Source organism: Herbaspirillum sp. ST 5-3 (genome assembly GCF_004804275.1).
Lineage (GTDB): Bacteria > Pseudomonadota > Gammaproteobacteria > Burkholderiales > Burkholderiaceae_D > Noviherbaspirillum.
The window spans coordinates 25,419-37,488 of sequence record NZ_STGI01000011.1 but is presented as its reverse complement, the minus strand read 5'-3'; the positions used below and the strand labels follow the sequence as shown (position 1 = coordinate 37,488).

Here is a 12,070-nt window from a genome sequence, read left to right as displayed (position 1 = left end):
CGTGTATTCGGGGTATGTCCTGTTTGATTTTTTACCTGATGGAGAGATGACATGAAGTCGAATGTTGGCGGTATCGACCGCGTTTTGCGCGTCGTGTTTGGCCTGGCCTTGATCGCTGCCAGTTTGTTGGGCGCCATCGGGGCGTGGGGCTGGCTCGGCCTGATCCCTCTCGCAACCGGCGTATTCGGCTTCTGCCCGGCCTACATGCCGTTCGGGCTGCGCACCTGCAGCGTCAAGAATGATGCAAAACCGTAATCGGCAAAGGAACGAACAGGCATGAGCACATTTCCTCCCAATTACCGCGAGCTGACGCAGTCGGTCTCGAAAAATCTCGCCACCTTGCGCACTGACCTTCCGGATGTGATGAAGGGATTCAGCGACCTGGCGCGCGCCGCATCCCGCGATGGCGCTCTCGACAAGAAAACCAAGGAGCTGATCGCGCTTGCGCTCGGCATCGCGGCGCATTGCGATGCCTGCATCGGATTCCACGTGCAAGCGCTGGTGAAACTCGGCGCGACCAAGGCCGAGGTGGAAGAAGCCCTGGGCATGGCCGTCTACATGGGAGGCGGACCGTCGCTCATGTATTCCGCCAACGCGATAGCCGCTTTCGACGAATTTTCCGCCGCGGCAGCATAGCGATTCCGCCGAGAAGCACCGTGTCAGGCGTGAAGAAACAAGCCTGGCACGGCGCGATAGATCGTCAGGGAGTCGGCTCTTTATCCGAGGAAAAGAGATCCCACGCGGCGATGAACAAGGCGGCGATCACCGGCCCGATCACGAAACCGTGCAGGCCGAAGAGTGCCATCCCCCCGAGGGTCGAGACCAGCACCACGTAATCCGGCATCTGTGTGTCCTTGCCGACGAGGATAGGGCGCAGGACGTTGTCGACCAGGCCGATCACGAGTACGCCGAAGGCAGTCAGGGTGACGCCTTGCCAGATCGATCCGGTGAGAAGGAAATAGACCGCAACCGGCGCCCAGACCATGGCCGTGCCCACCGCAGGCAGCAGTGAAAGAAAGGCCATCACCACGCCCCACACGAGCGGCCCCTGAACGCCGAGAAACCAGAAAATCAATCCGCCCAGCGCGCCTTGCACGATGGCGACAACGATGTTGCCCTTGACCGTGGCGCGGATGACGGTGGTGAATTTGAGGAAGAAATAGCGTTTGTGTTCCGTGCTCAGCGGAATCGCCTGCTTGATGCGCACCGTCAGGGTCCGGCCATCACGCAGAAAAAAGAACATCAGGTAAAGCATGATGCCGACGCCGACGATGAATCCGAAGGTGTTCTGCCCGACATTCAGCGCCTGCGACGCGATGAATTGGCTGCCTTCTACGGCGGCCGCCGACAGCTTCTTCTGGATAGACGCCAGGTCGCCGAGATCGAAGCGTTCCAGCAAACCGATCAGCCAGGATGGCAAGGCGTTGATCACCTGCTGAAGGTACGCCCCGAAATCCAGCGAACCGGAACGCATCTGCTGATAGATGGCCGTCGCCTCCTTGCCCAAAGCCGCGGTAATCAGCGCAAGCGGAAAAATCACGATGATCAAAAACAGCAACAGGGTCGTGATTGCCGCCAGATTCCTTCTCTGCCGCATGGCAGCCAGCAGCTTCCGATAGATCGGCTCGAACAGGATCGCCACCACGGCACCCCAGAACAGCGCTCCATAGAAGGGCAAGAGAATCCAGCCGAATGCCAGCGTGACCACGACCAACAACAAGAGGAAAGTCTTTTCGTGCAGTTCCGGGTGCGTCATTGATTTCTCCAGGGCGGACAGGGCATCGGTGCATTGGTGCATCGCTGCGTCTTCGATGTCAGCGACGACTGCTTTCATATGCTGGCGATCACCATAAGTTAAACACCACCGTTAATCAACAGCATCCTGTGCGGTGCCTTATGTTGAGTTCCTTGTTGTTCGCGGCGTTCCCTTTCGCCATCCGCGCATCAAGAGGGATTTTCTTTTCTTACTCATACGACATATTCGCAGGCGAAATGTCACGTATTTGAAATCGAAATTTCCAAATTCCCCGTTTAAGCCACATAGTTCCTATGGGTATATAGCTATATGCGTATTGAGGGATTAAGTTACAACCCTCATGGCATCGACGCGCAGTTCGGCTTCTTTAAAGGGGAAAGTCATGCGTTTTCGAGCATTCACCGCTGCGGCCTGCATCTTCGTCGCCGCCTCTCTGGCCCATGCCGCAACCGACCAGCTTCCGGCCAGGCTATTCAAGTCCACCGCCGATCACGGCAAGTTCACCGCCTTGCAGCAGGACTTCAAATCCGGTCCGGAGGTTACCAAGGCCTGCCTGAGCTGCCATACGGAAGCTTCCAAGCAGATTCATACCACGCAGCACTGGAAGTGGGAATACCGTAATCCGGCGACCGGGCAGCTCCTGGGCAAGAAGCACCTGATCAATAATTTCTGCACTTCCGCCTCCAGCAATATGGGCGGCTGTGCTTCCTGCCACATCGGCTATGGGTGGAAGGACGACAGCTTCGACTTTGCCTCGGAGGAGAACGTCGACTGCCTGGTGTGCCATGACACCACCGGCAAATACCGCAAACCGGGCGGCTTCGCCGGAAACGTGGTCACCAGGGACACCGAATATCCGCCGGGCTCCGGCAAGATCATTCGCGGAATCGACCTCAAGCAGATTGCGCAACGCGTCGGCAGCAGCCGTCGCGCAAATTGCGGCGCATGCCATTTCAGCGGCGGCGGCGGGGATGGCGTGAAGCACGGCGACCTCGACAGTTCGCTCGAAGCCCCAGGCAAGGTGCTCGATGTTCACATGGACACCAAGGGCAATAACTTCACCTGCACCACCTGCCACAAGACAGAGGGACACCAGGTTCCAGGCAGCCGTTACGCGCCGACGGCGATGGAAAACGGCGATCAACCGATGCGCGGCAAGGCGGACAAGGCCAATCCGACTACCTGCCGCTCCTGCCACACGGCCACTCCGCACAAGAAGACGGCGAAGCTGAACGATCATACCGACAAGATCGCATGCCAGACCTGCCACATCCCGACCTACGCGCGCGGCGGCGTTCCCACCAAGATGTCATGGGACTGGTCCACCGCCGGCAAGCGCGGCCCCGACGGCAAGCCGCTCGTCGTCAGGAACGATGACGGCTACGACGTCTACATGGGGATCAAGGGCGACTTCGTGTGGGGCGAGAACGTCAAGCCGGAGTATGTCTGGTTCAACGGCACCGTGACCTACACGCTGCTCGGCGACAAGATCGAAAAAAGCGCCGAACCGGTACAGATCAACAAGTTCGAGGGCAGCGCCAGCGATGGCAAGTCGATGATCTGGCCAGTCAAGATCTTCCGCGGCAAGCAGGCCTACGACCCGGTCAACAAGACCCTCGTCGTCACCCATCTGGCCGGCAACGACGATAGCGCGTACTGGACCAACCTCAACTGGGAAAAAGCGGTCGCCACCGGCATGAAATCGGTCAACGCACCGTTCTCAGGCAAGGTCGATTTCATCAGCACCGAAAGCACCTGGCCGATCACCCACATGGTCGCGCCGAAGGAGAGGGCGCTGGATTGCGTCGAGTGCCATTCTTCCGCCGGACGCCTTGAAAAAGTCAGCGGCATCTACATTCCCGGTCGCTCAAGCGACCACGCAAGCTGGCTCGACGGCGCCGGCTGGACGATCGCGGCACTGGCCTTGCTGGGTGTGGTGCTCCACGGGCTCGGTCGCGTGATTGCCTTCTTCCGCAACAAATAACCAGGACAAACCATCATGGCACGCATCTATCTGTTCAAGCGTTTCGAACGCTTCTGGCACTGGGCACAAGCGGCCCTCATCATCCTGATGCTCATCACCGGTTTTGAGGTCCACGGCGTGTATACGCTGATGGGTTGGCAACAAGCAGCGGACCTGCACACCACCGCGGCCTGGGCCTTGATCGGGCTGTGGCTGTTCGCGATTTTCTGGCACTTCACGACCGGGGAATGGCGGCAATACATCCCGACCACCGACAAGATCGGGGCGATGATGAATTACTACGCCGTCGGCATATTCACCCGCGCGCCGCATCCCTTCCATGTGACGCAAGATCAAAAGCACAACCCGCTGCAACGACTGGTCTACCTCAAGATCAAGCTGTTCATCCTTCCGCTGGTCTGGGCCAGCGGGCTGCTCTATCTGTTCTACAACGATCTCGGCCGATCGGGGAGCGCTTTCCTGTCCGGGCTGTCGCTGGGCGCGATCGCGCTGACGCATACCGCCGCGGCTTTCATGATGCTCATCTTCCTGATTGCGCACCTCTATCTGGCCACGGCCGGCCACACGCCGCTGGCGCACATCAAGGCAATGATCACCGGCTGGAGCGACACCGAAGCCGAACCGAAATCGCAATTGGTCGATTGACCGCACAGGGAGAAGAAAATGAAAAAGGCCATGTCTAAACGCGTGCTGGCAGCATTGATCTCGAGCCTGGTGTTTCCGCCTTTTGCGGCGAATGCCGCCGATGCCGAGCTGTTGAAGAAGATCGAAGCGCTGTCGAGCGAACTGGAGCAATTGAAAAAACAGGTCAAGTTGAACGAGGAAAAAACTGCCGAAGCGCTGAAGAGCCAGCCCAAGGCCGCTGACGCCGAAGCCATCGACGAACTCAAGAGCCAAATCAAGCGTGTCGAAGACAAGTCGGTCGCCAAGTGGCTCACGATCGGCGGCGATTACCGCTTCCGGCTCGACTCGCTCAAGGGCGAGACGCGGACATTCACGGACGTGAACGCGACCTTTGCCAATGCCCAGCAACGTTTGCAAACCGACTTCTTCAATAACCCATCCACCGCTTCAGGATCGTCCAGCTATTTCGGCGCTCCGGCTGCGGGCGGCATGTCCACTTCCGGCGCGCTCGGTGCCTTGATGGGCTTTTCGCAAGCGATGAACGCGGTGAAAACCTACGATCAGGCAGCCGCCTTTGTCTCCAGCCCGCAGAACGCGGGCCTGATCCAGGGCCTTGCGGGATTCGCCGTGCAGGTTCCCGCTTACAAGCCGGAAAACACGACGCTCTACACCAATCGCTTCGGCCTCGACCTGAGTGCGAAGGCAACCCAGGACGTGAGTGTCAACGCACGGTTGGCGATGTACAAGGTGTTCGGCGCACAGGATGAAAGCGCCATCGTCAACGGTGGCACGGCCCCATACTTTGCGGACCGCGTCGGGGTATTCGACGGAACGCTCGGCCACATTCCGTCCACCAGTTATCTCAATGTCGATCGCGCTTACGGGACCTGGAGCAACATCGCCGAACAGGATATCTGGTTCTCGGTCGGCCGCCGTCCGTCCACCAATGGCTACCCCAGCAACCTGAAATTGAACACAGCCGGGCCAGGCAAGGGCGGCACGCCGTCGCTGCTGGTCGATTACGCATTCGACGGCATGACGCTGGGCTGGGCGCCCGATATCGAATCGCTGCCCGGCGCTTACGCCAAGCTCTGTTACGGACGCGGATTTGAAAGCGGCTTCCGCTCCACGCCGGCGAACGCGATTTCAGACACCGACATGCTCGGCATCGCCGTCGTGCCGATCGACACCGACGCACTGCGCGTCTGGCTGCAGTGGGATCGCGGCTTCAACATTTTCGATGCGCCGGTCATGCGCAACACCTATTTCGGCAACACCGCGCCGAAGACGAATCTGGGTGACATCGACTGGTGGGGCGGCGGTGCGATGGGCAAGATCAAGAAGGTGGGCACGGGTGACCTCAACTGGTTTGCCGATGTCGCGACGAGCATCACCCATCCGAATCAGAACGTCTCCTCGCAGTTCGGATTCCAGGGCTTGCTGACCGGCGGCTTCTTCGCGCCGGAGGCGGCGCAGCGCAAGACCGGCTGGGCAGTTGCCGCCGGCGTCCGCTACGACCTGCCATCAAGGACCAAGCTGGGCTTCGAGTTCAATCACGGCTCGAAGAACTGGATCACCTTTGCGCCCGCTGCCGATGACATGTGGACATCGAAGGTTGGCACGCGTGGCAATGTGTACGAAACCTACCTGATCCAGGAACTCGACCGCAGGCCGATTTCCTCATTCTTCAGCAAGGCTTTCTTCCGCCTCGGCTTCCAGTACTACGACTTCGACTACACCGGCAGCAACAACTGGGTCGGTGCGCCGGTACGCATCTCGGATGTACGCGGCCAGATGATGACCACGACGCCGCTGGCGAAAGCCTACAACCTGTATGCAAGCTTCGAGGTGAAATTCTGAGTCAACATTTTATGAATACCATTAATTAATCGCACTCGAAAGGAGTCATCATGAAAACCGATCTTTCACGCATCGTTCTTGTCGCGTTGCTCGCCGCATCCAGTATCGCATTCACTCCCGTCGCCTCCGCACAGGCGGTCACCGTAGTCGGGCCTGTCAGCAAGATCAAGCTGGCCCCCGACGGCAAGTCGGCCGTCGCCGTTCTCAAGGACAACAAGACCGGGGCGTCCGTCAGTATCGACATTAGCGACGATCTGACGCTCGACAAATTCAAGGACAAACGGATCGTGGAAGGCGACGAGATCCGCGCAAAATTCGAAAAGGAGGGCGCAAAGAACAACAGCAAGTCCTTCAAGAAGACTGCGGGATGCTGATTTGTCCGGCAGACCTCGAACAAGTGTTTGCAATTTGGCGCCAATTTTGATTACATATATAACTTTAGAGCCGATGAAGAAACTGACTTAATGGACACGAAATCCGGTCGGGAACAGATGAACGCCTTGTTCGAGGAGGTGTCGCATTACTTCTCCTTGCTATCCGAGCCGACGCGCCTGAAGATCCTGCACGCCTTGTGCAATGGCGAGCGGGCGGTCGGCGACATTGTGGTGCAAAGCGAATCGACCCAGGCGAACATTTCGCGCCAGCTCAATATGCTCTACCGCTATGGCATCCTGGCACGGCGCAAGGAAGGGACGCAGGTCTATTATCGGATCAAGGACCAGAGCACGATCGACCTGTGCCGCGACGTATGCGGAAAGCTCGGAAAAGATCTCGAGGATAGACGGGTATTGGACGACGGCACGATTGCGCAGTTCATGGCGTCCGGCAACAAGCGCTAAGCGTTCATGCGCTCTCTATCGGCCGGACCCGCTTCTCTCTTGCATCCGCACTCGGGGCCGGCCAAAGCATGACTGCCAGGCAAAGGCACCATGTCCATGGGATGGCAATATAGCAATTTGCCGATACCATTCCGCTCTGTAGAAACATTCCGTTCCCCCTGACAATCCTGCGGTTTCCGATCCCGCCCCGCGCGATCGGGGATAGCGTTTTCGCGGAGCATTCCGATCGTGTCCGTTAGACAAAACATCCCGACGCTATTGGTTGCATTGGCGACCGTACTGCTGTCCGCTTGCGCCACAGCGCCCAACCATCCGTCGCTCCAGTCGGCCACCTTGCCCGAACTGGTGCCTGTGCGCCGCTTCGTTGCAGATATCGATTACAGGGGAAACTTCCTCCTGTCGCCGGATGGTCAACGCTTGATCTGGAGTCAGCCCTTCGGGTTCGATGTCGGCCTGGCCGCCAGAAATGTCGATCGCGCAGGAGATATTTCGACGACACCGGATCAACGTTTCGCAACCGGCCACCTTGCGCGACCAATGGACGAAATGGGCAACTTCGGATGGCTCGCCGACAGCCGCCACGCATACTTCTACAAGGATGCCAGCGGTGCTGAAAATACGCAGATCGCGATATTCGATACGCGTGCGGCAGATTTTGAGCCTTGGTTCGTCACACCGTGGCCCGATACACGCTCCTTCCTGCTCGGCGCGGGCAGGCCTGACTCAAGCCGCGTCCTGTTTGCCACCAATCGCCGCGATCGCAGCACCTTTGATGTTTATGAGGCGGACTTCGCCACGCGAAAGATCCGGGAAATTGCCCGCAGTGACGGCAATGTCCTGAGCTGGATGGTGGATACCGACGGCCGGCTGATCGGCCGCATCCGTCAACTTGGACGCGAAGATGGCGCCGATCGTGTCGCAGAAATCGCGATTGATTCCTCTGAATCGCCTGCAACATGGCGAACCATCAAGAAGGTCGGCGGTTTCGATTGGTGGCATGCATTGCGGGTGGAGCGCGCGCAGCATCGCCTGTATGCATTCTCCAATATCGATCGGGACAAGGCTGCGGTCATTGAAGTGAATCTTGACGACGGGAGCGAACGCGTGCTGTTCGAACATCCGCGCGTCGATGTCGGCCTCACCCTTTTTCCGCGCCGTCACGGTGAGCCGTACGCGGTAACGAGCACGCCGGATTACCCGCGGATCGACTATCTCGACAATGCCGTCGGCAAGGAAATGAGGGACGCGGTTGAGCAAGCGCTTATGCTGGCGCGCAAGCAGGGCGTCATCCCCGCGGATCTCGTATGGGCGCGTCCCGGCACGATATCGGAAAACCGGCAACGCGTGATCATTAAAGGATTTTCCGCCGCGGGTAACAGCGAACTGCTTTTCGACCGGCGCACCGATACGGTGACGCCGCTGCGTACACCATCGGCAGACGCGTCCCATGTTCTCGCTCCGATGCAACCGTTTTCCTTCCGTGCTTCGGACGGACTGGACATTGCAGGATACGTCCTCCGGCCAAACGGGGTCACAGAACCTGCCCCGCTCGTGATCAACATCCACGGCGGCCCGTGGACTCGCGACTATTGGAGCGCAGGCGAATTCAGCACGATGCAGCTGCTGGCCAATCGCGGTTATGCGGTGATCGAGGTGAATTATCGCGGCTCTGCCGGGTACGGCCGCAAATTCATGGCGGCCGGAGCAAGAGTGACGGCGACGCGCCTGCAACAGGATGTCGCCGAAGCCGCACAATGGGCGATTGACCAGCGGATTGCCGATCCGAAGCATATCGCCGTCATTGGCGGAAGTTTCGGAGGATTTTCGACCTTGATGCAGCTCATCGACAAACCTCATCAGTATGCCTGTGGCGTCGATCTGGTCGGCGTCGCCAATTGGCCACGCATTTTCGACACCTGGCCATCCTTCTGGCGCAATCGGCATTACTTCGAGTGGTTCTATGGTGACGCGAGAGATCCTGTCCAGCGTGAAGAAATGTGGCATGGTTCGCCGCTTAGTCGAATTGACCGGATCACCGAACCCTTATTGGTGATTCACGGCGCCAACGACGTACGCGTGCTCAAACAGGACTCAGACGAGGTGGTGGCCGAGCTGCGCAAGCTCGGGCGCCCGGTCGACTACCTCGTCTTTGACAATGAAGGGCATCAGATGCGACGCTGGCGCAACCGGCTTGCCGCCTGGCGCGCAATCGAGGACTTTCTTGCCGATTGCCTCGGTGGAAGAAGTGCCGGATTTGACTACTACCAATTGATGCCGCGCTGACCAATGTGTGCCGACAGGGGATTTCGTTCTTGCCTTTGCAGGTCCCCGATCGGGAGGGCAGGGGAATGGCTTAGCCCGATTTATCGCGTCCGCTGTTCTTCCTGATAATCGCCAGCAGTATCAAACCATACGCCACCAGTCGGATCAGGTAATACAGCGGCATGTCTTCGCTTTTCGAGGCGCTCAAGCCGAGCAGAACACGACTGATGGCTTCGAGAAAAAAGGCCAGCGAAAAATAGAGGAAAAACCGGTCCCCGCTAGTTCGCCAGAAACGCAGGAAAAACAGGCTCGCAACCAGAGAACCCATCGCAATCGCGCCGACAAGCATGTCATTCATCGCTTGCTACTCCTCTTCCCATACCAGGCCGTAAAGCAAGGGCAGCAATGCGATGAGTGCGCTTAACAACCTCACCAGCGACAGATCGATTTCCGGCAAAAAAATCCTGTCCAGCACCAGCAGCATATTGTTGATGGCCAGTCCGGCAAAACACAGGCCGCTCCAAAGGAGCAAGCGGAATCGTTGCCGGAGGTAACTCCTCAGCAACAGAAAAGCACAGGTCAGCGCGGTAAGCGCGCACAGGAAATAGATTACGGGCGCCATGGGTCACGGGTCCTTTCGCCAAATGAACGCATCGGCGAAGCGCTGTGCGTTCTTGCTGGTCTTCGAGTGGATCAGATTGGTAACCTCGACCAGATTCCGTGCGTAGATATCAGCCAGGCGGTCGATCATCTGGACCAGCTCCTGAGATTGCGGCTGGAATCGGTAGCCAGACGAGTCGTCATCCTCGGCAAGAATGCCGGCCGTGTGCAGTTCGGACAGCAGATCGTCAGCCGTTTTTTCACTTACATAGAGCCGTTGCGCCAGCTGGCTGCTGTTCCAGTCGCGCGTCTTCTCCTTGCGCAACAACAAGATGGCCTCAAGGTGTGGAACCGACGCAATGCTGACAAGGATGAAGCGCTTTACATCATCGGGGATATTTCCCCCATTCATCATTTCCTCTCAACGTCTCCGGTGGTCGGACCGTGCCTGCGTCGCTCTTGAAATGCGATAAATGCGATGCTCGCAGGCCGGCCCACGCCATCGGCACAGGTTGTCGATCGACATGCTTTGTCACAGGGCGAAGCGGAGAATCCGGAATCGATAATATCACGCGGTCTATCCTGCGCCTGGTGCACGAAATTACCGCAGTACGACCGAGGAAAAATCACACACCGGGGCAGGGCGTGTGCTGTTTTAGATCCGGACAAACTCATACACCTATCGAGTACCGTTTCCGCTTCCGGATGCGCCATCCTTTACTTTCGGATTCAAGACGGAAATGCGGTAAGGCGCCGAAGAAGGGGCCGGAGCAGTGCGGCTCCCGACACTGGAAGCTGAAAAGCTTGCCAGCCGTTGCAGAAAGGACCGATAGTCCGCAACACCATAACCAGCCCGCCCGAGCATATCGAGCGCGAGGCGTTCGGTTGCTGAATCGATGTCCGACTCAAATGGCTGCATTGCAGTGCTGAACTCGGCAGCGGTGATGCGTGATTCCAATACATGCAAACGCTCGATGACACTTGTTATCTCGGGGTGACTGTCCGACATCATTTCGTTGCGTGCGATTTCCCTGGCCAGCACATAGGCCAGCTCCTCATCGGACCGGACGAAGTCCAGCATGCCGCGCGTGACCAGCACACGCTGACCGTCGGAAAAGCTGCCTGGTTCATCCGTATTGCCCAGATCGAGAACCATGCCGCATGCCATCGTCAACGGGATGTCGAAGCCCATCCGCTGTCCTTCGCGCCGGACGCTCACGTACACACTTTCGCGTCCCTGCATCTCCGAGCCGATCAGCTCGGCTGCAGCGTGCTCGGCATCCGGCCCTTTCGGGATGGGCTCGATCTCCACTGCGAGCAACACGTCGCCCTTGCGCACGCCGGCCAGCTCAGCGCCGCTGCCGGGCAAGACATGCATTACCTGGAGCTCATCATCGAGTCCGAGCGCGGACTCGGCGAGCGAAATGAAATCGGCAGAATACGAATACTTGTTTTTTGCGGTGAGGCCGAGGATGCGGCGCGCATGCTGCGGGCACAACTCGGTGTTATTGATCAATAAGGGCGACGCGACGCGATAGATCCGGCCCTGTTGCTCAACCCAGGCACGCAAGCGCAGACCGTCGTCGATTTGCTGCGGAGCCTGCACGGCGAGCGGCGCTTGCGCAAGGGCGGGTTCGGTGTTCTGAAGGCCTTCGTCAGACTGGATGATTTTCGCCGGAGCTGACACAGCATGCGGTGCGGCAGCAACCGGCACGGGCGCGACCGACGGTTCGCGGACGGGGCCTGACGCGCAGGAAGATAACAAGGTCACAGCCAGTGTCAGCGCCAGGCATTGCACACCCCGGGCGCAAGGAAGGCCTTGTCGCTCACGTGAGCCGTGCAGATCGGGAGCTTGCGAATTCAATGCCATGAGGATGCGAGAAGGGCCATGCGCGCCGACAGTCGTTTGCCTTGGGGATGCATTATGGCTTCAAAAGATTAGGTGAAACTTAAACAATGGCAGCACGACAGGATCCTCCAGGCACCTGAATTTCATCTCAGGAAATTTTCGTGGCCGTGTTTCCTCCAGCTTAAGGCCCGCCTAAGTATCATGAGGCAATATTGCAGATACTCATTACGAACGACACTTTGCCATTCTCTGCTGCCCGTTCGGTGTTTTTGCAGGACATCTCGCATGTGATGATC

General features: G+C 58.4%; 13 protein-coding genes. 8 read left to right on the top strand and 5 right to left on the bottom strand.

Going from position 1 to position 12,070, the window contains the following annotated elements; genetic code table 11:
• The first annotated feature begins 51 nt into the window (after positions 1 to 51).
• Both E6W33_RS19370 and E6W33_RS19365 read left to right on the top strand, forming a co-directional pair.
• Positions 52 to 255: a DUF2892 domain-containing protein gene (locus E6W33_RS19370; RefSeq protein ID WP_136418974.1), complete on the top strand. Its 204-nt coding sequence runs from the start codon at positions 52 to 54 to the stop codon at positions 253 to 255.
• A 21-nt stretch (positions 256 to 276) separates the two neighbouring features.
• Positions 277 to 636, top strand: coding sequence for a carboxymuconolactone decarboxylase family protein (locus tag E6W33_RS19365; protein ID WP_136418973.1), 360 nt, complete (start codon positions 277 to 279; stop codon positions 634 to 636).
• 64 nt (positions 637 to 700) lie between these two features.
• On the opposite strand, the gene E6W33_RS19360 is transcribed toward E6W33_RS19365, so the two are convergent.
• Positions 701 to 1,756, bottom strand: a complete 1,056-nt coding sequence (locus E6W33_RS19360) for an AI-2E family transporter (RefSeq protein WP_136419103.1) — start codon at positions 1,754 to 1,756, stop codon at positions 701 to 703.
• A 382-nt stretch (positions 1,757 to 2,138) separates the two neighbouring features.
• Between E6W33_RS19360 and E6W33_RS19355 the strand changes: the two genes are divergently transcribed.
• The 6 genes from E6W33_RS19355 (at position 2,139) to E6W33_RS19330 (ending at position 9,346) form a co-directional block, all read left to right on the top strand.
• The gene (locus tag E6W33_RS19355; protein WP_211097387.1) at positions 2,139 to 3,740 is read left to right on the top strand and encodes a tetrathionate reductase family octaheme c-type cytochrome; all 1,602 of its coding nucleotides are present in this window, start codon (positions 2,139 to 2,141) and stop codon (positions 3,738 to 3,740) included.
• A gap of 15 nt (positions 3,741 to 3,755) precedes the next feature.
• Positions 3,756 to 4,385: a cytochrome b/b6 domain-containing protein gene (locus E6W33_RS19350; RefSeq protein WP_211097386.1), complete on the top strand. Its 630-nt coding sequence runs from the start codon at positions 3,756 to 3,758 to the stop codon at positions 4,383 to 4,385.
• Positions 4,386 to 4,403: 18 nt separating this feature from the next.
• Positions 4,404 to 6,224, top strand: a complete 1,821-nt coding sequence (locus E6W33_RS19345; RefSeq protein ID WP_136418970.1) for a DUF3373 domain-containing protein — start codon at positions 4,404 to 4,406, stop codon at positions 6,222 to 6,224.
• Between the two features lie 50 nt (positions 6,225 to 6,274).
• Positions 6,275 to 6,598, top strand: a complete 324-nt coding sequence (locus E6W33_RS19340; RefSeq protein ID WP_136418969.1) for a hypothetical protein — start codon at positions 6,275 to 6,277, stop codon at positions 6,596 to 6,598.
• A 90-nt stretch (positions 6,599 to 6,688) separates the two neighbouring features.
• Positions 6,689 to 7,063, top strand: coding sequence for a metalloregulator ArsR/SmtB family transcription factor (locus E6W33_RS19335; RefSeq protein ID WP_247869708.1), 375 nt, complete (start codon positions 6,689 to 6,691; stop codon positions 7,061 to 7,063).
• Positions 7,064 to 7,291: 228 nt separating this feature from the next.
• Positions 7,292 to 9,346, top strand: a complete 2,055-nt coding sequence (locus E6W33_RS19330) for an alpha/beta fold hydrolase (RefSeq protein WP_136418968.1) — start codon at positions 7,292 to 7,294, stop codon at positions 9,344 to 9,346.
• A 70-nt stretch (positions 9,347 to 9,416) separates the two neighbouring features.
• On the opposite strand, the gene E6W33_RS19325 is transcribed toward E6W33_RS19330, so the two are convergent.
• The 4 genes from E6W33_RS19325 to E6W33_RS19310 all read right to left on the bottom strand — a co-directional run bounded on the left by E6W33_RS19325 (position 9,417) and on the right by E6W33_RS19310 (position 11,795).
• Positions 9,417 to 9,683, bottom strand: a complete 267-nt coding sequence (locus E6W33_RS19325; protein ID WP_136418967.1) for a DUF5985 family protein — start codon at positions 9,681 to 9,683, stop codon at positions 9,417 to 9,419.
• 6 nt (positions 9,684 to 9,689) lie between these two features.
• On the bottom strand, positions 9,690 to 9,947 hold the full coding sequence (locus tag E6W33_RS19320) for a DUF5985 family protein (protein WP_136418966.1): 258 nt from the start codon (positions 9,945 to 9,947) through the stop codon (positions 9,690 to 9,692).
• Positions 9,948 to 9,950: 3 nt separating this feature from the next.
• Positions 9,951 to 10,340, bottom strand: a complete 390-nt coding sequence (locus E6W33_RS19315; protein WP_247869707.1) for a hypothetical protein — start codon at positions 10,338 to 10,340, stop codon at positions 9,951 to 9,953.
• A 264-nt stretch (positions 10,341 to 10,604) separates the two neighbouring features.
• A complete protein-coding gene (locus E6W33_RS19310) occupies positions 10,605 to 11,795 on the bottom strand; it encodes a peptidase M48 (protein ID WP_136418965.1) in 1,191 nt (396 codons plus the stop codon).
• Positions 11,796 to 12,070: the final 275 nt, after the last annotated feature.